Annotated in this window: 20 protein-coding genes, 1 tRNA gene and 2 pseudogenes; 7 read left to right on the forward strand and 16 right to left on the reverse strand. The window is 42.6% G+C overall.

Translation table 11 applies throughout. From position 1 onward, the window contains the following. Positions 1-2 precede the first annotated feature (2 nt). From DW793_RS02480 to DW793_RS02495, 4 genes are all read right to left on the reverse strand, one after another. The gene (locus tag DW793_RS02480) at positions 3-872 is read right to left on the reverse strand and encodes a hypothetical protein (protein WP_118156970.1); all 870 of its coding nucleotides are present in this window, start codon (positions 870-872) and stop codon (positions 3-5) included. After that, a complete protein-coding gene (locus DW793_RS02485) occupies positions 856-2,610 on the reverse strand; it encodes a cache domain-containing sensor histidine kinase (protein ID WP_181988270.1) in 1,755 nt (584 codons plus the stop codon). Before DW793_RS02485 ends, DW793_RS02480 begins: the two co-directional genes overlap by 17 nt. Position 2,611: 1 nt before the next feature. After that, positions 2,612-4,195, reverse strand: a complete 1,584-nt coding sequence (locus tag DW793_RS02490; protein ID WP_181984370.1) for a response regulator — start codon at positions 4,193-4,195, stop codon at positions 2,612-2,614. 435 nt (positions 4,196-4,630) lie between these two features. Further along, complete coding sequence (locus tag DW793_RS02495; RefSeq protein ID WP_118156972.1) at positions 4,631-5,749, reverse strand: 5-methyltetrahydropteroyltriglutamate--homocysteine S-methyltransferase; 1,119 nt, start codon at positions 5,747-5,749, stop codon at positions 4,631-4,633. Between the two features lie 229 nt (positions 5,750-5,978). On the opposite strand from DW793_RS02495, the gene DW793_RS02500 reads away from it, so the two are divergent. Then, positions 5,979-6,572, forward strand: coding sequence for a DUF3267 domain-containing protein (locus tag DW793_RS02500; RefSeq protein WP_117897498.1), 594 nt, complete (start codon positions 5,979-5,981; stop codon positions 6,570-6,572). A 456-nt stretch (positions 6,573-7,028) separates the two neighbouring features. Next, positions 7,029-8,099 carry an ATPase gene (locus tag DW793_RS02505; RefSeq protein WP_118156973.1) on the forward strand — a complete coding sequence of 357 codons (1,071 nt, stop codon included), beginning with the start codon at positions 7,029-7,031 and terminating at the stop codon, positions 8,097-8,099. Here DW793_RS02505 and DW793_RS02510 read toward each other — a convergent pair. Further along, complete coding sequence (locus DW793_RS02510; RefSeq protein ID WP_022287322.1) at positions 8,089-8,532, reverse strand: GNAT family N-acetyltransferase; 444 nt, start codon at positions 8,530-8,532, stop codon at positions 8,089-8,091. The genes DW793_RS02505 and DW793_RS02510 overlap by 11 nt on opposite strands. A gap of 142 nt (positions 8,533-8,674) precedes the next feature. Here DW793_RS02510 and DW793_RS02515 point away from each other — a divergent pair, with 142 nt between their 5' ends. The 3 genes from DW793_RS02515 to DW793_RS02525 are packed head-to-tail and all read left to right on the forward strand — an operon-like array spanning position 8,675 to position 12,038. Further along, positions 8,675-9,703 (forward strand): DnaD domain protein, encoded by a 1,029-nt coding sequence (locus DW793_RS02515; RefSeq protein WP_118156974.1) that lies wholly within the window; start codon positions 8,675-8,677, stop codon positions 9,701-9,703. A 13-nt stretch (positions 9,704-9,716) separates the two neighbouring features. Next, on the forward strand, positions 9,717-10,697 hold the full coding sequence (locus DW793_RS02520; RefSeq protein WP_118156975.1) for an ATP-binding protein: 981 nt from the start codon (positions 9,717-9,719) through the stop codon (positions 10,695-10,697). Between the two features lie 12 nt (positions 10,698-10,709). After that, positions 10,710-12,038, forward strand: a complete 1,329-nt coding sequence (locus DW793_RS02525; protein ID WP_118156976.1) for an esterase/lipase family protein — start codon at positions 10,710-10,712, stop codon at positions 12,036-12,038. A gap of 39 nt (positions 12,039-12,077) precedes the next feature. Here DW793_RS02525 and DW793_RS14540 read toward each other — a convergent pair whose 3' ends face one another. From DW793_RS14540 to DW793_RS02550, 6 genes are all read right to left on the reverse strand, one after another. After that, positions 12,078-12,245: a hypothetical protein gene (locus DW793_RS14540; RefSeq protein ID WP_181983494.1), complete on the reverse strand. Its 168-nt coding sequence runs from the start codon at positions 12,243-12,245 to the stop codon at positions 12,078-12,080. A gap of 3 nt (positions 12,246-12,248) precedes the next feature. Next, on the reverse strand, positions 12,249-12,599 hold the full coding sequence (locus tag DW793_RS02530) for an Hpt domain-containing protein (protein WP_117878444.1): 351 nt from the start codon (positions 12,597-12,599) through the stop codon (positions 12,249-12,251). A 30-nt stretch (positions 12,600-12,629) separates the two neighbouring features. Further along, positions 12,630-14,570: a diguanylate cyclase gene (locus DW793_RS02535; protein ID WP_118156977.1), complete on the reverse strand. Its 1,941-nt coding sequence runs from the start codon at positions 14,568-14,570 to the stop codon at positions 12,630-12,632. 168 nt (positions 14,571-14,738) lie between these two features. Next, on the reverse strand, positions 14,739-17,987 hold the full coding sequence (locus DW793_RS02540) for a UvrD-helicase domain-containing protein (protein WP_118156978.1): 3,249 nt from the start codon (positions 17,985-17,987) through the stop codon (positions 14,739-14,741). Continuing rightward, positions 17,984-19,285: a PD-(D/E)XK nuclease family protein gene (locus DW793_RS02545; RefSeq protein ID WP_118156979.1), complete on the reverse strand. Its 1,302-nt coding sequence runs from the start codon at positions 19,283-19,285 to the stop codon at positions 17,984-17,986. The genes DW793_RS02540 and DW793_RS02545 overlap by 4 nt, the downstream gene beginning before the upstream one ends. A gap of 20 nt (positions 19,286-19,305) precedes the next feature. Beyond that, entirely contained in the window at positions 19,306-20,700 is a 1,395-nt protein-coding gene (locus DW793_RS02550) for a hypothetical protein (RefSeq protein ID WP_118156980.1), read from the reverse strand. A 338-nt stretch (positions 20,701-21,038) separates the two neighbouring features. Here DW793_RS02550 and DW793_RS02555 point away from each other — a divergent pair. Both DW793_RS02555 and DW793_RS02560 read left to right on the forward strand, forming a co-directional pair. Then, a pseudogene (locus tag DW793_RS02555) lies at positions 21,039-22,306 on the forward strand (MATE family efflux transporter). A gap of 106 nt (positions 22,307-22,412) precedes the next feature. After that, a tRNA-Leu gene (locus DW793_RS02560) sits at positions 22,413-22,499 on the forward strand. A 388-nt stretch (positions 22,500-22,887) separates the two neighbouring features. On the opposite strand, the gene spoVM is transcribed toward DW793_RS02560, so the two are convergent. From spoVM to pknB, 5 genes and pseudogenes are all read right to left on the reverse strand, one after another. Beyond that, positions 22,888-22,971 carry a stage V sporulation protein SpoVM gene (gene spoVM, locus DW793_RS15815; protein WP_117856231.1) on the reverse strand — a complete coding sequence of 28 codons (84 nt, stop codon included), beginning with the start codon at positions 22,969-22,971 and terminating at the stop codon, positions 22,888-22,890. Between the two features lie 43 nt (positions 22,972-23,014). Next, positions 23,015-23,674 (reverse strand): thiamine diphosphokinase, encoded by a 660-nt coding sequence (locus DW793_RS02570; RefSeq protein WP_181983746.1) that lies wholly within the window; start codon positions 23,672-23,674, stop codon positions 23,015-23,017. Further along, positions 23,667-24,413 (reverse strand): ribosome small subunit-dependent GTPase A, encoded by a 747-nt coding sequence (gene rsgA, locus DW793_RS02575; RefSeq protein ID WP_390624604.1) that lies wholly within the window; start codon positions 24,411-24,413, stop codon positions 23,667-23,669. Before rsgA ends, DW793_RS02570 begins: the two co-directional genes overlap by 8 nt. A 24-nt stretch (positions 24,414-24,437) precedes the next feature. Continuing rightward, positions 24,438-24,491, reverse strand: a pseudogene (locus DW793_RS15820) (hypothetical protein); the annotation flags it as partial. A 62-nt stretch (positions 24,492-24,553) separates the two neighbouring features. Then, on the reverse strand, positions 24,554-26,674 hold the full coding sequence (gene pknB, locus DW793_RS02580) for a Stk1 family PASTA domain-containing Ser/Thr kinase (RefSeq protein WP_117897509.1): 2,121 nt from the start codon (positions 26,672-26,674) through the stop codon (positions 24,554-24,556). Between the last annotated feature and the right edge of the window lie 42 nt (positions 26,675-26,716).

Genomic DNA, 26,716 nt, shown 5'->3' on the forward strand with positions numbered 1-26,716 from the left:
TCCTATTCAAACAGCAGTGCGTCCTGTTGGGCATCGAACAGATTTTCCTTTGTGACCTCACGCAGTTCTGGCGGAGAAAACGGCACATTTTTCCCCTGCATACGCTTTGTCAGATAGGCGATTGCCTGATACCCAAACCCATAATCATTCTCTGTCACGATCATGTCCACCGCACCGCTTGTCAGTAATGTATAATCCGGCTGTTCGGGGCAGATCTGAATGACTGCCGCCGCACGGGAAAAAGCTTTGGTGTCGTCTGTTTCTCCGCAGACCAGCAGTGTTTTAGAGCCGTTTTCAAAACTGGTATCCCGATCATATACCGCATCATTTTGTTTCAGACACTGCTCCACAGACTCCGCAATTCGCACACTCTTTGCCTGCGTGGTATCTGCGGAAATTTCGAACGCACCCTGTGCTGCCTCTTGGATTTGCGGGGATAGGATCTCGGAGATCTGTTCCATGCCATCGCTATAAGCACCGTGAAAAAAAGCAGGTGCATAGGTGACAGAGAAAACAGGGAGCTTGCATTGCTCCAGTATTTCGGCATAGAACTTTTCGCTTCCGGTGTAGTATTGTTCCGGACAGAACAGCAGAACACCGTCACAGCCCTGCTTTTTTTGTGCAGACAGCAATTCCGCCCATGCGTTTTCCGAGAGCTCCGGAGTGTGTATGATACGAAGTGACACCGCACAATCCTCTGCACCGTCATAGATGCCCTCCTGAAACGCACAGAAATCGGACACTGCATCTTCCGACAAAATCACGGCGATCTGTTTTTTTCTTGTTTGAAAGAACTGCTGTTCAAGAAACAACAGCAGTACCAGCAGAATCCCTCCGGCAAAGACCCAGAGCACCTTATTTTTCAATTTCATCTTCCTGCCTCCTCATGGGAAAATAGATGCGTGCCGTAGTTCCCTCATCCGGTGCACTGATTATCTGTACGCCATATGCCTCACCGAAATACAGCTTGATTCGGTCATTGACATTTTTCACACCAATTCCGGAGCCACGCTTGCTGGACACCACATCGCCCTGTATCATCTTCTGCACCTGTGCTTCGGTCATACCCTCGCCGTTGTCGATCACATCGATGTGCACCAGTTCGTTTACCGCATAGATCTTCAGTTGGATCTCCCCGTCTTCATACATGCCCTCCATGCCGTGATAGACTGCATTTTCCAACAGTGGCTGGATCACCAGCTTGGGACACAGGCAGTCCGCCAGTTTTTCGTCCCAATCCACCGTAAATGTAAACTTATCCTGAAACCGCACATTTTGAATGGAAAGATAGCTGACGGCGTGTTCCAGTTCCTTTTTCAGCGTGATAATGTCCTTTCCCTGACTCAAAGAGATGCGGAAAAACTTTGCCAGCATGGACACCATTTTTCCGGCACCCTCATACTTTTTGCTCTGTATCATCCAGATAATGGAATCCAGCGTGTTATACAAAAAGTGGGGATTGATCTGAGATTGCAGAAGCTTTCGCTCGGTAATCTGTTTTTCCCGTTCCTCTTTCCGCACTCGTTCCATCAGCTGATTTGTCTTTTCCGCCATGTCATTAAAGCCGTCGGAAAGTCCTCTGATTTCTCCGCAGCTCTCTGCTTTTGCACGAACCTGCAATTCCCCATGTCCAAACCGTTTCATGGTTTCGGAGAGCCGCAAAACCGGTGCGATCATCAGACGCTGAATCAAAAAGTCCAATATCACAGAAACCACCGCCATCAGCAGAACAATGACTGCGATTCCGGTTCTGAGCTGCGTGTTGTTTTGCAGTTCTTCCGTCAAAGAAGCAGCAGAGATCAGTTTCCAGCCGGTATATCCTATGGTTTGCTGCTGGAGCAGCCACTCCTTTTTGTCCTGCAAAACCACCTGATTTTTCGGTGCATGCAGCGTCCATTCGGTTCGCACACCGCTCTTCAGTCGTTTCTCAAAGGGATAGCAGATCAGATGCTCTTCGTTGTCCATCAGATAAAAATAATCCGTCTGTGATGCCGGATAGATGTTCAGCTCTGCCTCCATGTTGTCCATGCAGACATCAAACCGCAAAATTCCAGAACGGCTCTTTCCACCGTCCCGAAGCTCCACATAGCGGGAAACGGTCATGGCTTTTTGAAATCCTGCTGCTGTCTGGATATAATGAGGCACATCAAATGCGACGGTGTCAATTTCAGTTTCTGCTGCCTGAAACCATGCAGCACTGTCCACCGATTCTGTATCATAATTCTCTGCATTCTGCCAGAGCAGCGCCCCGTCAATATCATAAATGGCGGCATACAAAATCTTGTTTTCATGAAGCTGGCAGAAATCCGACAAAGTCTGTTCCGTCAAAAGTGCCTGCAGGTCAGCGCTCTTGATGATCTGATAATAGGCGGTATTGGCAAGCTCAATGGTGTCGTCCACATCTTCCTCAATGCTGAAACTCATACGCCGCAGCTGCTGGGTATTTTTCTCCTGCAAAAAAGCGGTGATCTGTGCCTTGGTATACTCTGAATAAAGGGAGATGATCAGTGCAGTGAACAGACTGACGGTCAGGAAAAACAGGGCAGTAAAAATCAGACGAATGCTCTTTCCGTCAATCTTCCGGTGCAACAATTGCAATATCTTTTTCATGCTAGTTCCCCGTTGCCAGTTCTTTTCGGAATTTTGCCGGCGACATGCCCATGTTTTTCTTAAAGACATAGCTGAAATAATTGGGTTCCGGATAGCCGACCATTTCTCCGATCACTCTGCTTTTTTCGTCCGTTGTCTTCAGCAGGCGAACTGCCTCGTCCACTCGCTTCTTCGTCAGGAACGCAAGAAAGCTCATGCCGGTTTCTTTGCGGAAGATGTTGGAAAAGTGAGATGTACTGACATGCAGATAGGCACACACCTCGTCCACGGACAACTCCGCATTGCCGTAATGCTGCTGGACATATTCCATGGCCTTTTGTGCAAGGATGCTGTTCCGATCCACCTTCCTCTGGTGAATCGCATAAATGATATAGTCGCAGTAATTCAGCAGCCATGCGTTCAGCTGCTCTCCCGTTTCCAGGGACAGGACCTTCATAGTCATACGCTTGGCATCGGCGAATATTTCGTCGTCCATCATGTGATACTGGCGAAAAATGCCAGAGATGGAAAAGATGATCTCCAGAATTGCTGACTGGTAAGCATTGAAATTATAGTGGCTCTCTTCCAGTTGTGTCACCAGCTTTTCCACTTCTTTCTGCACTTTTTCCTGATCTTCCAGCTTGATCGCCATTTCCAGTTTCTCTGTGGATATAGAGGTGTACACGTGGTTTTCGTACAATTCCACATCCTGATAAGAGGTCACAGACTCTTCTGCGGACACAACGCTGTATTCCAACGCCTCCATTGCCTGTGAAAACGAAGCTGGCAACTCTTCTAGCTTTTCACAGATGCTGCCGATGCCGCAGGAAAATGCCACTTGGTTATAGTGCTTGGAAATATGAGAGGCTTCGTTCAGTGCTTTCTGAATCCGTATCATTTCCAACGGTGCAGAGAGCAGCAACAGATAAATGATCTTGTCCAGATAACGAAATGTCCGAAAGGGACAGACCTGCTGCAGCATCTCATTGACGGATTCTGCCACGGAAAACTGCGACAGATAATCATCGCTTTCCTCCGTGATCTTCATAATGACCACACAAAAATGATTGGCATCCAGCGAAACCGACAGATTTTTTTGCTGCCGCTGCATCTGTTCTGGGGTAAGTGAGCCTCTGACCAGCTGTATTAGAAACTGCTCCTGCAACAATGGCAGGCTCTTTTGATAAATTTCCGCAAAACGCTCCTGATTTTGACGCTGTTCCAACTCCGTTTCTAATTCTCTGTGGATTTTTTTCAGCAGGTTTTGCATCTCCTGAAAGTCGATGGGTTTCAGCACATATTCCGATACCCCATACCGAATGGCAAGCTGTGCATATTCAAAATCGTCCCAGCCGGAAAAAAGGACAATTTTGATATGCATCATGTTCTCATGCAGGATTCTCGCCACTTCCAATCCGTCCAGAAACGGCATTTTAATGTCGCTGATTACCAAATCAGGACGAAGCGTTTCCGTCTGTTCCAGAAGCTCATTTCCGTTCAGTGCTGTTGCAATGACACGAAACCCCAGTGTTTCCCACTCCACAGAATCCCGAATTCCTTCTAAAATCTGTGGCTCATCATCCGCCAATATTACTGTAAAACACAAGATATTTTCCTCCATTCTCCGCCAATGCAGCTGATTATCAGTATGATTATAGCACATTTTTTCAGAATTGACAATGGAAAATAGAAAAAGAAAATCGGATCAACATATTTGAGAAAAATCACATCACTTCCCTCACCATGGTTTTGTCAATATCACTTGACACATTTTATTTGTATGTGTCAAGTTTCATTATACAGAATTAATTACCTTTACAGCCAAACATCTTGCAGAGATCCAAGAGATTTTAAAACAGAAACCTAAGAGCCACAAGTAATATTATAGGGAGCGCTACCGATTTGGAAACGCTCCCTACTTTTTTATTTGTCCTTTTCTCTGCACTCGTATGATCTGTTAATAAGTTGGATATGTTTTGACGTGAGTCATTTTTTATCAAGAATATTGAGTATCCCTCGGGATATATGTTAAATCTGTTGGTTATCCCCAAACTTTCTCTGCGATTTCCTTAACAAGAGCGAGCTTTGCCCACTGCTCCTCATCTGTGAGCTTGTTGCCTATCTCGCAGGACGCAAAACCGCACTGTGGGCTAAGGCAAAGTCTGTCAAGTGAGATGTATTTTGCAGCATCGTGGATACGGTCGATAACAGCCTGCTTGTCCTCAAGTTCAGGCTTCTTTGATGTGATAAGTCCGAGGACTACCTTCTTGTCGCCGCTTACTGCTTTCAAAGGTTCAAAGCCACCTGAACGCTCATCATCAAATTCAAGATAATATGCGCTTACGTTCTCACCTGCGAAAAGTGTTTCTGCAACGCTGTCATAAGCACCGCTGCTTGCATATGTTGAGTGGAAGTTACCACGGCAAACGTGTGTTGTGATAACAAGATCCTCAGGCTTGCCATCGATAGCAAGGTTGTTTATTCTCAACAGAAGTCTTTTTATATCCTCAAGACCTGCGTCGTCAACTCCAAAAATAGCCTTTGCATTAGGGTCAACTATCATGCCCCATGAACAATCGTCAAACTGAATGTTGCGGCAACCTGCTGCGTAAAGGTCAGCGATGACTTTTCTGTAGCCCTTTGCGATATCCTGAACAAGCTCTTCTGTATCGTTATAATACTTCTTTGTGTTTTCCAGTGCGAAAGGCATTATCATCTGCTCAAGAAACTGTGCAGGTGCAGGGATAGTCTGCTTTGCGACTGTGTTCTCGTCCTCGAGAGCCTTAACAAATTTAAAATGCTCAACAAATGGGTGGTCGCCAACTGATACCTTGCCTGTGAGATATGTATCATCTATCATTGCTGCCTCGCCATGAAATGGCAGACCTGTCTGTGTCTTGCTGTGACCAACGCCGTTGAAGCCCCACATAAAGTCAAGATGCCATGTGGCTCTGCGGAACTCTCCGTCAGTGATGATATGATAACCAGCCTTTTTCTGCTTTGCAACGAGATCAAGGATAGCCTTATCCTCTACCTCTTTAAGCTGCTCGGCTGTGATAGTGCCCTTTTCAAAATCTGCTCTTGCCTTTTTCAGATAGTCAGGTCTGAGAAAGCTGCCCACAAAATCGTAGCGGCATGGTACTTTGATATTATTGCTCATTTTTATTACCTCTTTCATTTTACTACAGTTTATTTCCTATTGGTTTGCTGGTATTTAGTATAGCACGAAAAAAGGCGATAGTAAAATATTTATTTCTGTGGGATAGATATAGTTTCAAACTATATCGGATCGAATAGTTTGCTTGACTTTGGTGCATATGGTGTGGTATAATGAATAATACGATATAATTAGACGATAAATCGAGATTAGATAAACAAAGGTATGTAATATGATAAAAATTGTGTGGTCAATAAAAGATATAAATAAATATCAAACAGGAAACTTACCCGATAATGCAATAAAGATAGAAACGCCTAAGAGCGTCGATGAACTGATGAAAAAAGCGTTGCCGATAGCTGTAATTCTATGTGTTTTACTTTTTGCCGCTATGCTTGGTAAAACCATTGTGTGCAAGGTGGTCGTGATCTCTCCAATATTTATTCTGGTGGGATTTGCTTTAGGCTTTTTATTGTTGATAATTCACGAGTGGTTACACGGAATCGTTTATCCTAAGGACGCAGATGTAACAATAGGAAGAATTAAAGGAAAGACAACATTCGTGGCATTAGCATCATATCCATTAAAACGAGATAGGTTTATATTGATGTGTCTGCTGCCTTTTGTTCTTGGGGTGGTTCCTTTTATATTATTTTTAATTAGTCCTGCCGAATTTAGAGTATTTAATGGATTGAATTTTGGTATGGCGTGTATGGGTATGGTTTCGCCATTTCCAGATGTTTATAATGTCCTTACCGTTCTAAGGCGCTCTGAAAAAAACGATTCAATAATGTTCTACAAAAATGATATGTACAAGATCTCTTGAATTTCCAGACTAAGCTTTACCCATATATTCCACCGATACAGCCCCCTCTGTATCGGTATTTTTCTGTCCTTACCGCCTTCCATCGCCCCAATTCTATTGACATTTCCACCTTGTTGTGCTATCATAAAAGTTCACAAGTTAGTCATAACTAGCTATATGATACCGCAGAATTAAGATAGATAAGAAAGGCGGAACATAATGAAAAGTTCTGCAATAGTAAAAAAGGCACTGCATAAAGCAGACGGTGTTTTGTACCCGACTGTCGGCAGGAAAGATAAAGTCGTTATTACAATATCAAGTTGCAACGTCATGCAATGAAAGTTTTTTTACTTTATTCAAGCTTTTTTTGTCCACCTAATTTTTTTGAACAATCATGCTTTTTCTGACATATTATAAAAATGAAAATGCAAACGCAGTCACACTGATCTAATGCGTTTGAGATATGGAGGGTAATTTATGTCAGAAAAGTATTTTTTGGGTGCAATGACGCAGAATGGTTTTTCCACGGAATTTGGCAAGATAATGGCTGATAAGGAGTATTTCACATTCATACTCAAAGGAGGTGCAGGCACGGGAAAATCTTCACTTATGAAAAAGATAGCCGCTGAGTTTGAACCGACAGAGGACGTCACTAGATTTTATTGCTCCTCTGACCCTGCTTCCCTTGATGCAATCGTTCTGCATACATCAAAGGCCATAATCTGCGACGGCACTGCGCCCCACGTTATGGAATGTTCATATCCAGGAGTTTGTCAGAAAATAATCAACTTAGGAGAGTATTGGGACGAAGAAAAGCTGAAGGCCTTCAAATCTGAAATAATCGAGGTCACAGACAAAAACAAGTCGCTTTTGGCAAGAAGCAAAAGGTTTACCACTGCCCTGTCTAACGTTTGCTTCGATACCTACAATTGCGGTGAAGGCTGTCTGCTGGAGGAAAAGCTGAAAAGCTTCACAGAACGATCAGCAAAACGTCTTCTAAACAAAAAAGGCTCTGGCAGTGGCAAAACTGATCTTAGACAGTTGACCGCCTTGACAGAATACGGCTGTATGACGCAGCTTGCCACTCTTGACAGCTACCTTGACGTGTTCGCCATGAACGATGATTATTATGCCGCTTCCCACAAGTTCGTCACCCTCATGGCACAGCAGGCTGTAAAGCGAGGTTACGATGTTATCCTCTGCCCTGCTATCCTATTTGGCAACACACTTTACGAGCATTTGCTTATCCCGGAGGCTGGCATCGCATTTGTGATAAATTCCCCTATAAGCAAGCTTGACGGCTTTGAAAAAGCTATCAACATGGGCAGATTTTATGACAAGAAAAAGATCTCAGCCCTGAAAACAAGACTGAGATTAGATAAAGTCACCGCCTCCGACCTTGCAGAGGAAGTGTATTCAGGCATCAAGAAAGCCAAGAAAGTCCATGACGAGATAGAAAAGTATTATATCGCCGCAATGGACCACACTGCCCTTAATAAGGTTTGCGACAGCATTTCAAGGGAAATTCATGAGAGAACTATAAAATAGTTTTCCACATTCCGTCGTAAGGCGCAGGCTCAAAGCCCATTTTCTTATAAAGCGATATGGCTCTGCCGTTTTCAAGCTCGACTTCAAGTCGGATACGGCGGAGCTTTTTGTCGCCATTTTCCTCGATATACTTAAAAAGCTCTCTGCCCAGACCTTTTGAGCGGTATTCCTCCAGCACAAAAAGCTCATCTATCCATATAGTAATACCGCCTGCTTCAACTGAATATGTTTTCATTGTAACACAGTAGCCAACATTATTGCCGTCACAAACGAGCATATAACCCTGCACATACACATCAGACCTCATCATTTCATCGAAGCCCTGCTCAAAATGCTCTCTTGGAACAGGTTTGTCAACCGCAGAAGAATTATAGAACTCAGTGGAAAATCTGATGTAATCTTCCCTGTCCTCAGGCACAAATTTTCTTATCATTTTTATCTCTCCGTTTCTTTGGTATTAGCCTATTATAGCATTTTATTTACCAAAAGTCAAATGCACAAATCCTGTTGCAAATGCTCAGATTATGTGATATAATTATCTTGGATAATTTTAATCATATTTGTGAGGATAGATCATGAAATATACTTTTGATTGCGACCACTGGGGAAGCAGTTTTTCAGTGCCGTCTAAAGTGGTCGATAAATACATAAAATTAAGTGATGGCGACTTTGTAAAGGTACTTCTCTGCATACTCTGTTCAACGGAACGTGAATGCGACAGTGCAAAGCTTGCGGAAAAGTCTGGGCTTTCTGAGAACACTGTCATTGACGCTGTGACACATTGGGTATCACTAGGAGTCATCACCACAGAACGCAGTGATATGGCAAAGTCTGCACAGGTCAAAGCCGTTTCTACACCTGTTTCAGACCCTGAAACAAAGACCGAGCCTGTTTCAAAAGTTGAGGCAGTTGCCCCGAAACGTCAGAGCGTTTCAAACAAGCTGTGCATAAGATACAAAAATTCTGAGATATTGGAAAAACAGCAGAAAGACCCTAACCTTGCACATCTCTTTGACGAGATACAAACCGTTTTACAACGCACTATCAATGGAACTGAGCAAGGGGAACTTCTTGCTCTTTATGAATATTACCGATTTGATGCTGCATCTATTCTCTTAGCCGCAGAATACTGTGTGTCACTTGAAAAGCACAACGTGTCTTACCTTGTGACAGTAATGCGAGGGTGGTTTGAACAAGACATCTGTACTTATCAACAAATTGAACAAGAAATAATTAGGCTTTCCAACATAAAAAAGTATGAATTCAAGGTACTGAAAATTTTCGGACAGACAGCAAAGCCGTCAAAGCAGCAGCTTGAGTTTATAGAAAAGTGGCTAACAATGGGCTTCACTGTTGAAATGCTGGAGATAGCCTATAACAAGTGCGTTGACAATACCAACAAACTGAATTACAAATATATAGACACTATACTGTCAAACTGGGCTGGCAAGAGCATCACTACCCCTGAACAGGTCACACACGAGGACGAAAAGTACCACACCTCCAAGAAAAATAAGAATACTAATAAGCAAACTTCCTATAATCTTGATGATTTTGAAAAATTCGCAATGAATTTTGATCTAGAAAAGTCAGGAAAACTATGATAAGGAGTAAAAAATGAAATATTCAATAACTGCCTATGACAAGGCTGAAAATGAACTTAAAAGACGGCGTGAAGCTGTCATGAACGAGCATGAGGTTCACGCTCAGGAGATAGCACAGCGACTTCCTGAAATAGAGGTTCTTACAAGATCACTAAAAGCAAATAACTGTGAACTCATGAAGGGCATAGTAGGCAAAAATGCTCATGGAAGAGAATATATACAAAAAATGCGTCAAAACAATGCCAATACTAAACGTGCCATTAAAGGGCTGCTTAAAATGGGAGGTTATCCTGAAGACTACCTTGATTATCACTATTACTGTCCTAAATGCTGTGATTATGGCTATCGTGACGGAGTGAAGTGCCAGTGCTTCACCGACTTGCTGAAAAAATACACCACTGAGGAGCTTAACGAGAATTGCAGTATCCAGCTCCACGATTTTTCTGAGTTCAGGATAGAATTTTATCCTGAAAGCGACGGTAACGGAATGTCACCGAGAGATAAAATGAGAACGGTGTATTCAAACTGCCGTGCATATGCTGACAAATTTCATGAAAACTCTCCATCACTGTTTTTCATTGGCAAAACAGGTCTTGGCAAGACTTTTCTTTCAGCCTGCATTGCAAATGAACTTATACAAAAGGGTTACAGCGTCATTTTTGCCTCTCTGCTTAAGCTTCTCAGACAGATAGAGGACGAGCATTTCGGCAGAGCTACAGGTCAGACACTTGACATCATAGAGAATGCCGACCTTGTTATCCTTGACGACCTCGGCTCAGAATTTCAAACGAGCTTTACCGATTCTGTGATCTATGAAATAATCAACGAGCGTATCAACCTTGGCAGGCCAACGATAATCTCTACTAATCTCACCAATGAAGAATACAATGCAAAATATAATGAGCGTATAGTTTCGAGGCTCACAGGCTGTTTCATGCCTATTATGTTTGTGGGAAACGATATTAGACACGTAAAACTGAAAAATAATCTTTAAGGGGTAAAAAAAATGAAAAAAATCAGGGGAACTTTTCTTTCTATACCGGTGCTTCTGCTTGCAAACGCACCTGCGCTGTGGAAACTTATTGACATAAATTCTCTGCTCAAAACGCTTATCATCATACTTTTGGCACTATACACCTTGGTTTTCATGTTCAAATCACATGGACGCAAAGGTTCTCATGGAAAAATCCGACGGCTTGATTCCGGAGCGTTTGTACTTGGCTGCGGTGTTTTGCAAAGCGTTATACAGCTTATAATAGTGACAGCGCTTTGCTTTACAAAGCTGAACGGTTGGCGGCTTCTTGCAAATGCACTTTGCGCTTATGCTATAACAACGCTTTTGTGTCTGAGTGGCATTGTGCGGATAGCGGCTTCGGCACGTCAGGTGAAAATACTGTGGTATGTTATTCTGTTATTCACCTGGTACATACCTCTTGTGAACTGCATCGTGTTCAGAAAATTCTACAAGGCAGCGAGAAGTGAATACTACTTCGAGCAGGCAAAGCTTGACCTTGACGCTGCACGAAAAGAGAACGAGATATGCAAGACAAAGTATCCTATACTTATGGTGCATGGCATATTCTTCCGTGATTGGCAGGTAATAAACTATTGGGGCAGGGTACCTAATGAACTTATTAGAAATGGCGCAGAGGTCTATTACGGCAAGCAACAGTCCGCCAACAAAGTATCCGTCAGTGCCACTGAGGTAGCTGAAAGGATAAAAGAAGTTATTGCAGAAACCGGTGCAGAAAAGGTCAACATAATCGCACACTCAAAGGGCGGGCTTGACTCGAGATACGCTATCTCTCACCTCGGCATGGACAAATATGTGGCAACTCTTACCACCATAAACACGCCACACTATGGCTGTAAATTCGTTGATATGCTTCTTGGAAAGATTCCTGAGAGCATACAGAGCTTTGTTGATAGAAAATACAACAAGCTTTTCACTGCTCTGGGTGACAAAGACCCAAGCTTTTTAGATGGCGTTTATGACCTGACTTACAAAAACTGCTCTGAGCTTAACGCAAGCACCCCTGACAGCCAGTTGGTTTCCTACCGCTCCGTGATGAGCAAAATGAACAGCATACGTTCCGCTGGTTTTCCGTTAAATATCGGCTATCTGCTCAACAAGCCATACGGCAAGGGCAATGACGGGCTAGTAACAGTTGAGTCGGGGCTTTATGGTGAAAACTCCAAGATGATAGAACACAAGGGTAAGCGTGGCATTTCTCATGGCGACGTTATCGACCTTTTCAGGGAGAACATCAAGGATTTTGACGTGAGAGAATTTTATGTAGATATAGTAAAAGAGCTTAAAGAACAAGGCTTCTGATTAAAAAACACCCGTATCGCACATGATACGGGTGCTTTGCTATTTTCTGGGGCGAATTAAATATTTCATTCTGAAACGCTGTCTGCCCTTGATAGTTTTGCGATTGAAGTTTGCTATCTTCGCATTGAACACAGACATCATTCTAAGCTCATGTGGTGGAAGCCCCTCCTCACCATAAAACCGACAGTCTGACAGACTATCGGTCAAAACTCAGTTATCTATTTTTGTCACATTGTCATAAACTATCTTATATTTTTCGCAGACCTTTTCATAATCCTGCTCATAGCCTGACAGCTCACCGTCCCTAAGATCCTCTGTAAGGTCATAGCTCGCCTTGTAAAGCTCGTCAAAGCCAAGATTGCTGCAAATGCCTTTGAGGGTGTGAGCCATACGGAAAGCTTCCTTGGCGTTTTTCTCCTCTAAAGCCTTGCACATATCCTGAAAAGTTGTATCATCAGCAAATCTTTTTGCAAACTTTGTTATCATTTTCTCACTGCCGAAACGTACCAGAACGTTGTCATAACTTGCGCCAATGCTTTCATAAAATTCTCTAGTAGTCATCAGGACACTCCTTACAAATCATATCATCTCTTATTCTACGCCCTTTGCAAGCTCGTTCTGAATATCTTTAAGACATTCGACAAGCACAGGGTTGAATGTGCCGCACTCTCCGTTAAGTATCAATGCCATAGCCTTTTCATGAGAATACGCCTTTTTGTAAACTCGCTCGCTGACAAGTGCGTCATAAACGTCGGCGACAGAAACTATCTGAGCCGATATGGGTATCTCGTCGCCTTTTAGTCCGTCAGGATAGCCCCTGCCGTCATAACGCTCATGGTGCCACCTGCATATGTCATGGGCTATCTTCAAGAGTGGCTCGTCACGGAACTGCTCAAGACTTTCAAGCATATTCGCTCCGATAGCGGAGTGAGTTTTCATTATCTCAAACTCCTCTTTTGTTAGCCTGCCGGGCTTATTGAGTATCTTATCGTCAATGCCTATCTTGCCAATATCATGGAGTGCCGCAGCCATTGGTATGAGAAGCTGCTCAGTGCCGCTGACAGTATACTTGTTTGTGCGCATAGGAAGCCTATCTAAAAGCAGTTCCGTTATGCGCTTTATGTTCACCACATGGCTTCCACTCTCGCCGTTTCTGAACTCTACTATCTGGCTGAGTATGCTTATCATCATACGGTTGTTTTTATCTTTTTCGTACATCTGGTCGCTGACAAGGGAAATAAGTCTGCGCTGTTTTGCATAAAGCTTAATGGTATTGAACACACGCTGATACACTACGCGTGAATCAAAGGGTCTGCTGATATAATCAGAAACGCCAAACTCATATGCTTTTCTTATAGAGGACGCAGAATCCTCGCTTGATATCATTATAACAGGTATATCATCTATCCAATGATGTTCCGCCATATAGTCAAGGACTTCAAATCCGTCCATTTCGGGCATGATTATATCTAAAAGCACAAGTGAAATTCCAGTGCCATACTGATTAAGCAGGTCAATACACTCCTCGCCGCTTGCCGCCTCATGTATGATATATTCATTGCCAAGCATTTCAGAGAGTATCTCTCTGTTTATACTTGAATCGTCAACAATAAGTATCTCCTGCTTTTGAGGCTCACCGACAACACTTTCGTGACCATCTGTGACAACTGTATCTTTCTTTGTCTTTGCCTGATACATAAGCTTATCAGCCTTGCTGACAGCTTCGTCAAGGCTATCGCCATCAGAGAAAACGCCGCCGACGCTTGCTGACAAACGTATATTTGAATACCCTGGCACAGTTGCCGCATGGATATTTCGTTTTATCTTCCTGAGCTTATGGGCAAAATCGTCCTCCTGAATATCAGGCATGACAAGCAAAAACTCGTCGCCACCATAACGCACAAGCACATCAGATTTTCTAATACAGCGCCTTATAACATCAACCACTGTCACAAGCACCATATCTCCTGCGTCATGACCACATGTATCGTTATAAACCTTGAAGTCGTCAAGATCTATCATCGCAACGCCCGCAGGCACATGGGACTTTTTAAGCTTATCTTCAAAATATCTCCTGTTGCTCGCACCTGTCAATGCATCAGTATACATTGCCTTATGATATTTTGACAGCTTATTCATTATCTTTTCTCTGTCCTGAACACCCAGCAGAGAGTCCTCATCAAGCTTTTTGATAAGCTCCATAACATACGGCTCTCCGTCAACCTGAACATACTTTGAAAAGACCTGATAGATGTCAGTTCCCATAAATTCAAGCTTAGTTCTCGGCTTTTTATCAATAAAAGTTTTTAAGGATATACAGTTTTCACAAGGCTCGTCCACTTTCCAAAAAGAAAAACACTGACATGGATTTTCAACGCAGCCGCTCACTCCATGAGGACCGTCCGCTTTCAGAAGCCTGACAAAATCAAAAGTTTTCCTGAGAACGTCAATTTCCTTTTCTATCTCCGAAGAGGTAGAACTCAGTTGGCTTTCGCTGTTATCATCGCAGGTCCATAATTTGTACACGTCCATATTCACGTTCTCCTTACGCTTAGTGTAGACTTATTGTTGCTTTTTTTACTTTTTTCGACATTATTAGCTGATTTATTATACCACACCTCAATCGCATTGTCAACCGAACGATACAAATTACAATATTATTCACAATATTAACTCATTCATATTTTAAGCGACTTTGCTCTAGTTTTTTATATACTTATCGTCATTCATAAAGTAAATATGGCACTCCACCTTAGTTTCGTCACTGAGCGAAAGCATTTTTCTGAGTATCTTTTCGTAGAAATCAAGCTGTGAACGATATGTCTTTAAAATTCTCTCCTCAAAAAGCTTTCTGTCGGCTTCTTCCTGTATGTTGGTCTTATAGTCGATTATGATAAAGCTTTTGTCTGACATTTTAAGCACAAGATCCATAACTCCGTTGCTGTATTCATTGCCGTCCATACTGTAGAATGGAAGCTCTGTATACACTGCCTGCGCAGTTTTGAGCAATTTTTCGATATCCTTATCTTTCAAAAAGCTGTGAAGCTGATAGTTGATATAGTCCTTATAAAAGCTCTCAGAATCTTGCAAACTGCACTCGTCCTCAAAGTCGAGATACGCTCTGCTGACAATCTTCTGAATTAGCTCATTTTGCTGTGAAGTTTCGTTATACGGAAAAAGCTTTTCACGCATATTCACTGCAAGCTCAAAGGCACGATGTACCATATGACCGATATCTATGCCCATTGGACGTTTGTAAGACAGTTTCTCCACTCCACTTGGTGCAGTGACCTTTTTGCCGTCCTCAAGGTGGCTAGGAGTGATTTTGCTAACATATTTCTCACTGAGCTTTTTAACGTTTTCATCAAAAGCATTTCGGCTGTTGTTCACCTCGTCGAATATATCCTTGACGTTTATCTGCACCGCCTGCGCAGCACTTTGCGCTGTGGCATTGTTTATCTGCGGCAGTTCTCTGCCTATTTTGCTCATTGTAAGTTTGTCGATCACAGGTTTTTTCCGTTCAAAAGTATACACAAATATAAAAGCCTGCTTTGCTCTTGTGGCCGCAACATATTCAAGCCTGAGCTGTTCGCCAAAATATTTATCCTCTGCCTGCTTCCTCTCATTAGGGTAGAATGTCAGATAGTCCATATATGAATAATCGCTTGTTTTCAAAGGTACATAGACCTGTCTTTTAGCCACAAGGTCGGTGTACTTTCCACCGCTGAATTTATGATTTTTAGCCTCCGCCATAATAACGATATTCCCCTCAAGACCCTTTGCCTTGTGAAGATTCATGAGCCTTACGCAGTTCTGCTCACTGCTGTCAAGGATAAGCTCTTTTTCTTTCAACACAGAAAGCTCGTTTTTCATCATGTCCATAAGCTCGCCGCTTCCTGCAAAATCCTGCTTTTCCCACTTTTCAATAAGATAGATAAGATTTGAAAGCTCATATTCTCTGTTGCTGGTATTATCAAAAAGAAGCTCAGGAAAATCAAGTATCTTATATAGCTTCGCTATAGGCTCATTAACAGTATCGGCAGACGCCTTTACTGCAACAAGCGTGGCGTCATTGCTTTCACAGTTTTGTTCATAATCGTCTACGTCAATTTCAGCGTCTTCAAAATCGATGCTGTCAGGCCTACATCTCCAAAGGATAGAATAAGCCTTTTCCTTTGCGGTAGGGCTGTAGCTTTCAAAAACGAACTCTGCAAGAGCAATAAATCTTTTCAGCACCAGACTGTTTTTCTGAGGACGTTTGCCCAACATTGTATATGGTATGCCACGATCTGTCAAGACCATTGAATAAAACTCCATTTGAGTTGTGTTCCAAAGAAGCAGAAGAAAATCACTGTATCTTATAGGTCTTTCCACACCCTTGTCGAATATCTTTCCAACCTTCACTAGGTCTGATATTATCTTAGCCACGCTTTCAGCACCAGGCTCTTTGACAAAATACGCCCCTCTGATAACATCATCGGAAACAGCCGCAGGCTTATCAGCCTTTGATATCATATCGCTGTATGTCATACCATATTTGCCGTTTATTTCAGGCTGGAACTTTTCATTTACCCAAGCTATAAGCTGCTCATCAGAGCGGAAGTTGTAATCAAGTGAGAAAAACTCGCAGTTTTTCTCGTTATTGTTCTGGAATTTGGCTTTCATTTTGTTATAAAGCCTGATATCAGCATCACGGAAGCCGTAGATAGACTGTTTAGGGTCGCCCACCGCAAACAACGCACCATCACGGAGCGGGCATTGCCATATATCACCGCCTGCTATAAGCTTGCTGTCGTCTGCACAAAGATACAGCAGAAGCTCAGTCTGCATAACATCAGTATCCTGAAACTCATCTATATAAATGCAGGAATACTTGTTTTTGAAAAACGCTCTTGCCTCACTGCTGTTTTTGAGAAGCTCGTGAGTGTGATACAAAAGCCCGTCATTTGAAACGCTCTCACCGTCTTCACTCTCCTGATAAGCCTTTACAGCCTGCTCTATATACGTTGCCGTCTTGTTGAGGGCATACAGTGCATTTTCCTTCTTTACATTATCAAACCCACTTGGGCTGAAAATGGCCATGTTCTCATTGCTCTTTGGATGATCTTTCTTAATTTTAGTCTTATTAAAAGGCTCAAGTAACTTTTTGCAAGCTTTAAGATTAGCGCAAACTTTCACATAATTATACTCCGAGTCATAGACATTCATATTATCAGGAAAAAACTTTGTCACATCACCAACAAGAAAACCTGCTATATCTTCGTATTTTCCACCCAAAGCACCATTATAGAAAGCACGCACAAGACTATCCCTATAGTTACACATTTCTTTATAGGCAAGCTTATTTATGGTGTCAAATGTCACACTGTCATAGCTTTTATCCCTAACAAACTCAACATCTCTGTATTCAGCACACTCAAGAAATGTTTCCATAAGAAAGTTTTTCACACGGCTGTCTCTGAGCTTATATTGATTGCTGTTCAGAAAGCCGAAATCTTCTATGTTCGCACCATTTGTGCGGTAATATCTCTCGAAAAAGTCAGCCTGTGCCTGCTTTGTTTCACCATCCTCGGCAAGTTTTAATCCCAAATGCAGGTCAGCTTCAAAAGGCTGTTCTGACAACATACTCAAACAAAAGCTGTGTATAGTGCTTATCTTCATGCGCTGTAAATTCATAACAGCGTTCTCATACAGCTTCTTTTCCTCACCGCTGCATTTTGCGATATTCTCCGTAAGCCCTGCCTGTATCCTCTCATAAAGCTCGTTTGCAGCAGCATTGGTGAAAGTTATAAGCACTATCTTTTCAACAGGTATACCTGCGCCTATCTGACCTATAACACGCTGTATTATAAGCCTTGTCTTACCTGCACCTGCGCCTGCTTCAACAAGGATATTCTTATCATAACTGTCTTTGTTTATTATATAGCTTCTTATCTGTTCTTCACTCATTCTGTTGCACCCCCTGAGCAAACTTCTTCATAAGCAGGACAAAACGTGCATGGAGTAATTTTATCATTCTTATTCACAATACACTTTTTAAATCCCTCTTCTACTATTTTCTTAAATGTTATTGTTATCATGTTTTTAATTCCAGAATTATCCTTATTGTTAACTACATGGCAATTCCCTTTTTCAAGAATGAAAACATAATCTGCGGAAACGATATCACTTTCGCTCACTTCTCCCACAGGCGTAAGACCTTTTTCAAGCGCAAGGGCATAAATATGATCCTGTGGGTCTTCTGGAAGCTTCTCCCTGAATTTTTTGATATCCTCCGTCTTGTAGTCAACTATCTGATATGACACCTTTGTGCCGTCTATTATCTTGTCAAGGCGGTCTATCCTGCCCCTTATGGTGACTTTATATTCGCCTATTTTCACATCGCCGACAAATGGATACTCGACCTCAACGACCTCACGTTTGCCTGAGTGTATATCGCCGTGCAGTTCGTCAAGATAAGCCTTGACACAGGTGTAATATTCCTCTCTCTCACTCTGCGCAACAGCCATATCCAATGGTGGATAATCAAGAAGGTATTTTTTCGTAACGCTCTCGAATATCTCATCAAGCACCGCTGTGTCAACAATTTCAGACACCTCAGCCGCACTTTTGCCTTTAAGCACAGTCTTGGCATAATTCTCCATTATCTCATGTATATACATTCCCTTGACATTGCCTTTGAGCCATGCACTGCGGTCTATATCCACCTCCTGCGGCTTTTCAACATGGGCGATACGCTCATAGAAAAACCTCAGCGGACACTGAAGCATAGTCGAAAGGCTTGTGGCAGAAATGATAAAATGATTATTTTTGCACATTTCACGCAATATATCTATACGGCTTTCTCTTTGCTTATCAAGATACTCCGTAAGGCTTTCGCTTTGCTTTGCACCGTCATCATGAAGCCCGATTTTTTCTGCCTTGTTAAGAAAAGCACTGTTTAATGATATCTCAGAACGCACGCTCACCTTGCGTCTGTCAGAAAGATAATCATACACTTCTATTTTGTTTACATCAATGCCCTTTTCAGCCGCAATAACAGTATACACTGCCGACGGGCTTTGCGCTCTTATTTCTACGGTATCATAAACACTACAGCTTACAACAAGGTTTGCTCTCTCAGCCATGAGAACAGTTCTCACAAGGTCAGTGAGCTTTCTGCGCTCGATAGCGTCAGAACAATGGTCACGGTTGCCGAAAAGCTGTTCTCTCTCCTTATCGTTCAGAACAGGTGACTCGTCCTGCATGACAGGAAATCTTCCTGTTGTCAGACCAAGAACATATATGTTTTCATGAAAAGCGCAGAATACCGCCCCATAAGACAGCAGGTAACAGCGCCTTTTGATGCAGGCAAAGAATACCTTGCGTTCTCTGCAATGTCGGTGATCTCAGTCATTGCTTCCTGCAAGCTAAGACTCTTGTCATAGTCTGCATAAAATCTATATCTGCCTATCAAAGCGTCCTTAACGCTTGATATGGAACTTCTCTGCTCAGCGTTTGTACCTCTCACATACTCATTCACCAATTTCAGCACGCCACCGTAAAACTCTTTTGCGCTGACATTTTCTTTTTTAAAGACATCATAAAAGTCCGTGAACACCTGACTATCCCTTGTGCTATACCATTCAATGCCCCAGCCGTTTCCTGAGTTCTGTGCTTCAAGGAATATCCTGCCCTTGCTTTTGGTCTTGCCGTCCTCTATTTCTTTCTCATAATGAAAAACAGGCGAAAGCATCACATCTTTGAAAAGGTCAAATCTATAGTCATTTTTGCACCATTTGAGCATTGCCCTGAAAAATGCAACAACGTCACTGTGTCTGCATGAAATGCCCTCAGGAAATTCCACGGGGACTTTGTATTGATCGCACATATTCATGAGCAAGTCCATATACTCATCATCTGGACACAGCACAGCGGTATTGCAAAGCTCGTAACCACTGTTCACGATATGTAGAACAGTTCTCTCCACCTCGTTTGTTACGCCATAATTTCTCCAAAGCTCCGCCTTTTGTGCTAACTCTCTCAGACCATTCTGATACTGCTCATCGCTCATATCAGCCATGTTATCTATAACCGCAGGATCAGGCAAAAGCCCTATATACTCCGCTGTCAGATTGTCAGCTTCTATTTCTTTGTCATATGCAAAATGAACGCTGTTCACGTCTGCCTTACCAGCCTTTATAAGACCGCTGGCAATGCTTATGAGCTTTGCACTGTCATATAGTTTGCTGTCTGAAAGCTTATTTTCATACGCTTGAAAGATCGCACTCAGCGTGTTGATACGTCTGCTGTCCAAGGACAATGAATCAGGGCCTATACAGTTCATTCTAAGCTCTGATATTGTCTTGAATATCTCCATGCAGGCATTATGGTCGTCGCTTTTGAAATAGCTTATACCGCTTTCATCAATAATACGTCTTACTATCTCACAGCCCTCAGCATTTGACAGCGTTATTATCCTGCTGTCCATATACTCGGCACTGGTTTCGATAATATGCTTTGCATGATCTGCGACTGTGTATCTTTCAAGCCTTATAACAATATTTTCACCGCTTGCGTTCTCCAACATTCTCTCGGCGTTGAGATAATCATTACATATGTAAACCTTTTCAGTCAAAGGGTCTGCTTCATTACAGTCTTTGAGCCACTCTATAAAAGTCATTACGCTTTCTCCCCTAACATAAATTATCATAATAACATTTTACCATAGCAGAAAAATCTTGTCAATCTACAATTAGCGTGTTTGTATACTTTTTTGAAACATAATATTAAAGAAAATTTATTGACAAAATCATACCGCTATGTTAAAATATACTTTGTAAAACTTGCGTGGATTTTTCCTGACAGTATGTCACTTTTCGCCACACAGCAAACAGGCTGTGCGGCTTTTTTTCTGCCCACAGACAAAGGAGTGTAAAAAAATAAATGAACAGTGATTTCATGAAAACAAGACCGATCTTCCCTCTTCTGCTTTCAATGTCCCTGCCAATGGTGATATCAATGCTTGTAAACTCTCTTTACAACATCATTGACAGCTTTTTCGTGGCAAAGATAAGCGAGGACGCAATGACATCGCTTTCACTGGTGTTTCCTGTGCAGAATTTTATAAGTGCCACTGCTATCGGCTTTGGTATCGGCATCAATGCGGTCATTGCCATATATCTTGGTGCAGGCAGAAAGGAAAAGGCTGACATTGCCGCAACTCAGGGGCTTGCCCTTTCGGCTTTGCATGGTATTGTGCTAATGATAATATGTATACTTATAATGCCTGCATTTCTATCTATGTTCACAAGTAATAAAAACGTTGTAGATCTTGGCGTGCAGTATTGCAACATTGTATTTACATTCTCTCCTGCATTAATGCTTGCCATTGCATTTGAGAAGATATTCCAATCTGTCGGCAGAATGAAGATATCAATGTTCAGTATGCTCTGCGGCTGTATTTCAAACATAATCCTTGACCCTCTGCTTATTTTTGGCGTTGGATTTTTTCCTGAGATGGGTATAAAGGGTGCTGCACTCGCCACCGGTATCGGTCAGGTGCTGACACTTGTCATATACATAATAGCATATCTTCGCTGTGAGCTTCCTGTTAAGCTTTCAGCAAAACACAAGCGTCCTGACGGCATGATAATCGCAAAGATGTACTCCATAGGCATTCCTGCAACACTTAATCTTGCACTGCCGTCACTTCTCATATCCGCCCTCAACGGCATACTTGCGGCATATTCACAAAGCTATGTGCTTGTTCTTGGAATTTACTACAAGCTCCAGACCTTTCTTTATCTACCCGCAAACGGTGTTATTCAGGGTATGCGACCAGTTATCAGTTTTAACTACGGAGCAGGCGAGAAGGAGCGTGTGAAGAAAATTTACCGCATTGTTCTTTACATGACAGGTGTGATATTGGCGGCAGGAACTATCATATGCGCACTTTTCCCAGCCAAGCTCATAGGCTTTTCACGGAAAACGCTGACACTATCGCCATAGGCAAAACAGCACTGCGCCTAATTTGTATCGGCTTTGTTATCTCCGCAGTATCCGTCACCTCATCAGGTGCGCTGGAGGGGCTTGGCATGGGCATTCCGTCGCTTATGATATCTCTGTGCAGATTTATTGCGATAATACTGCCACTTGCGTTCTTCCTCTGCAAGCTCACGGGACCAACAGGCGTATGGAACGCATTCTGGATAACAGAAGTCGTCACCGCTTTGATATCTGTATTTATCTACAGGTTTTCAGTTTCAAGGCAAAAAGATTTAAAATAAACACCGTTGCCATTCCACAATTACCATTTATTTCTGTTTAACAACTTGTAATTTGCAAAAAAAGCGTTGACATTTTGCAAAAAAAGTGTTATAATATATCTTGCATGCCGCTGTGGTGGAATAGGCAGACACAAGGGACTTAAAATCCCTCGGGGTAAAACCCGTACCGGTTCAAGTCCGGTTAGCGGCACCAGAAATCATCGTAAAATCGGGCTTTTTTGAAGTCCGATTTTATTTTTTTGTCCGTTTATCTACCAATTAGTCACATTTCTTTTATTTCTTCATGTCATCAGCCGTATTAGGGCTTCCTACACTCTTGCTTTCCGCAATAGAATTGCAACAAGATAATTGAATATTTTCGTAAAATAGAGGATTTGACGAAATTCGACAGAGCAAAGCTATAAAGGATCGTAAAATAGTTATTTATCGTTATACGAATAACGTAATTTTGCCGTCAAAAGCACATCATGATGAATCATAACATAACAAAATAAAAAGCTCTTAGATCGTTCCTGTGATCTAAGAGCTTTTCTGCTATTGCAAAAAAATTGGCGGCACTCACACGAGTACCGCCAGTTATCCTATTCTTCTTCCTTTTTGATCTTGAAAATAAGCCTCATTAAACCCGATATGACCTTTGGACTTTTTACAACTACAACTTTCATAAGTATTACCTCCCGAATAGTTATAGTTTATATTATTCAAAAATCAAAAATCGGTTACCATTTTTGACTGTACTGACAGCAGATAGCCACTTTTGAATGATATCTCAGCGTATTTTCTATCCTGCCCATCAAAGCCTTTCACCACGTTTGATATGCCAAGTGGGAAAGCATTGGTCAGCAGACAGTCCTCTACTTCATATTTCGCACCCTTTATGGTCAGACCCTCTACCTTATCGGTATATGCCACCAGTGAGAACGAAAAGCCCTCACGGTCATATATCCTGTAACTGCCTGCACGATAAAGCCGAATTATCTCCCTATCTGCGGCTATCATTCCCTCACCGCCACAAGATAAAATATATCCCAGAGATTGGATATTTCCAAGTAAGTGGTCTACTCGTCCGCCTGTTGCACCAAATATGAGAAAATCATCACAACCCGACTCAAAGCCCTGCTTTATGGCAAGCATAAGGTCGGTATCGTCCTTTTCTGAGGGGAAGATCTCGATATTATCAAAAACAGGTTTTTCAGCGGAATCAAAATCGCCCATAATAATGTCCGACTTTACGCCCACTGCCTGTGCAAGCTTATAGCCCTTGTCAGCGGATATCACAAGAGAATCGTCGATAAAAGGCTTATATTCTGCCACGCACTGAGCCGACACCGCTTCACCGCCTGAAAAGATAGTGCATTTCTTAGTCATTTTTGTATTCCCACTCCTTAAGCTGCTTTGCCTGCTCGTACATTTCCACATAACTTTCATGCCTTGACTTTGCAATCTCGCCATTTTTTACCGCCTCTATGACCGCACAGCCCTTTTCCTTTGTGTGGCTGCAATCAGGAAATCTGCACTTGCCCTCGTATTTCTGAAACTCAGGAAAACAGCCTGCAAGCTTGTCTTTGAAAATAATATCATATCTGTTGGTATCAAACGACGAAAAGCCAGGGGTATCGGCAATATAACCACCGCCCTCCAGCTTATATAGCTCTACATGGCGTGTGGTATGCTTTCCCCTGCCAAGCTTTTTGCTTATCTCGTTGGTGGCAAGCCCCAATGCAGGAAACATATTATTGAGCAGTGACGATTTGCCAACACCCGTGTTTCCTGTAAATGCCGACAGCTTGCCCTCCAGCACAGCCTTAACAGCTTCACTGCCCTCGCCGGTGGTATTGTCTACCTGAAAGGTCTTTATCCCTGCGCCCTTGTATATGTCCACAAGCTCGTCACAGCTTTCCTTGTCTATCTTTGTAAAGACTACCACAGGCTCTATTTTTTTGAAAACAGCTATTGCAATAAACTTATCTAGCAACAGCAGATTAGGTCTTGGTTCGCAGGTAGACGAAACGAACACAAGCATATCAAGATTTGCAAGAGGCGGTCTTATAAGCAATGAGCGTCTTTCCTCTATCTTCTCGATAACTCCGCTTCCGTCGTCCTCCAATGAAAATTCAACTCTGTCGCCGCCTACAGGAGAAATGTTCTTTCTTCTGAATACTCCTCTTGCCTTACATTCATAAATGCCGTCGAGGCTTCTACATAGTAGATGCCTCCGATAGCTTTAACGATTATTCCATTCATGAACTACTGACCCTGCTCGTCTGGCTCCTGAGGCTCCGGTGCAGGTGCTTCAGTAGTGGTAGTTGTAGTAGTTGTTGTGGTCGTAGTTGTAGTTGTTGTGGTCGTTGTCGGAGTAATGTCGATCAGACCGCTTTCATTCAGGCTTCCGCTAAGAGTAGCTGTCTGCTTATCATAATCTATGTCATATACTGCATAACGGCACTTCTGCTGATTTTCGTCATTTGTGATGAAGATAGTCAGAGTTTCTGTCTTCTTGCCCTTTACAGTTATATTTACAGAACCGCCTGCAACAGATTCTCCACTACCGATCTTCTGTGTATATGCAACGTTGCCGTTATTGTAGATGTCTATAGAATATGAGCCGTGGATACCACTTGGAAGTGGCAGTGAGAATGTTACCTCAACAGGTGAAGTTTCTCCGGTCGAAACGTAAATAGTAACAGTTGTGTCACGCTCAACATATGTGCCTTCGTCTGTATCCTGCTCGATGACCTTGCCCTTATCGCCCTCATGCTCGATCTCCTTGACCTCAGCCTTGAGCTTGTTCTCCTTGAGCATTGCAACTGCCTTTTCTTCTGTAAGACCTACAACGCTTGGTACTTTGACTCTTGTTTCAACAGGACCCTTACTTACAAACAAAGCAACAGTCGCACCTACGGCATACTGCTCGCCTGCTGCCGGCTGTGTTTTCACAACAAGACCTGAAGCTATATCCTCAGACCATATATCTCTCTTAACGACCATAAATCCTGCAGCCTTAAGCTCGCTTTCAGCCACAGTGCCGTCTTTCTTCACCATGTCAGGGATAGTTGCCATTTTTTTGCCCTTACTTACAGTAAGTGTAACCGTGAAGCCTTCCTTAACAGACTTTCCTGCTGCCTGACCCTGGAATGTGATTATTCCCTCGTCATACTGGTCATTATACTCTTCGGTGATATCAAATTTAAGCTTATCCTTATAATCCTGCTCAACCTGAACGATATTCTTGCCCACAAAGTTTGGCAGTGTAACTGTGCCTGTGTGCATACCGTTTGAACCGCTGAATGACTTGAATACAACTCCTACGATAACGAACGCTGCAATGATAACTACTGCAACTGTAACAGCAAGGAGTATCGGAACAACGTAAGAACGCTTCTTTTCTTCCTCTTCTTCCTCGTCATCGTTTTCTTCGTCATCGTCCTCATATTCTTCATCGTCGTCATAGTTCTCACTATGCTCATCGTCAAAATATTTGTTATTGTTATCAGCCACAGGGATAGGAACAGGGCTGTTCTTATATCCGAAAACAACAGATGGATTGAGCTTGAATGTGTCTATATCCTTTATCATCTCTGCTGCTGACTGATAACGTCTTGCAGGATCTCTCTCCATAGCGTGCATAACTATTTCTTCAAGAGCTTCCGGGATAGAAGGCATGATCTCTCTTGGCGGAACTGGGTCCTCCTGCATATGCTTGAGAGCGATAGCCACAGGATTTTCACCGTCAAAAGGCTTTCTGCCTGTGAGCATCTCATAGAGCATAACGCCTACAGAGTATATGTCAGATCTTTCATCTGTCATATCGCCCCTTGCCTGCTCAGGTGAGATATAGTGAACAGAACCGATAGTCTTGTCAGAAAGTGTCTTTCCGTCGATCCTTGAAAATCTTGCGATACCAAAGTCCATGACCTTGATAGTTCCGTCAGGGAAAAGCATTATGTTCTGCGGTTTGATATCTCTGTGAACGATACCCTTGTCATGAGCGTGCTGTAAAGCACGGAGTATCTGAGTTACAAAGTGCAAAGCGTCTTTCCACCTAAGCACGCCCTGCTGCTCGATAAACTCTTTAAGGGTGATGCCGTCGATATACTCCATAACGATAAACTGTATCTCGTCAGAAAATCCCACGTCATATATCTTTACGATATTAGGGTGAGAAAGTACAGCGATAGCCTTGCTCTCGTTTCTGAAGCGTCTGAGAAATTCCTCGTTCTGTGAAAACTCAGGCTTAAGTATCTTTACCGCAACAGTACGGTTTTCCATAACGTCAACTGCCTTATAAACGTCAGCCATTCCGCCCACGCCGATAAGCTCGGTTATCTCATATCTGCCGTCTAGCTTTTTGCCGATATTAGAATCCATGTAATTCAACTCCTATATTATTCATGTTTTATTGTCATTCCA

Source organism: Ruminococcus sp. AM31-15AC, from assembly GCF_003462045.1.
In the GTDB taxonomy this organism is placed as follows: Bacteria; Bacillota; Clostridia; order Oscillospirales; family Ruminococcaceae; genus Hominimerdicola; species Hominimerdicola aceti.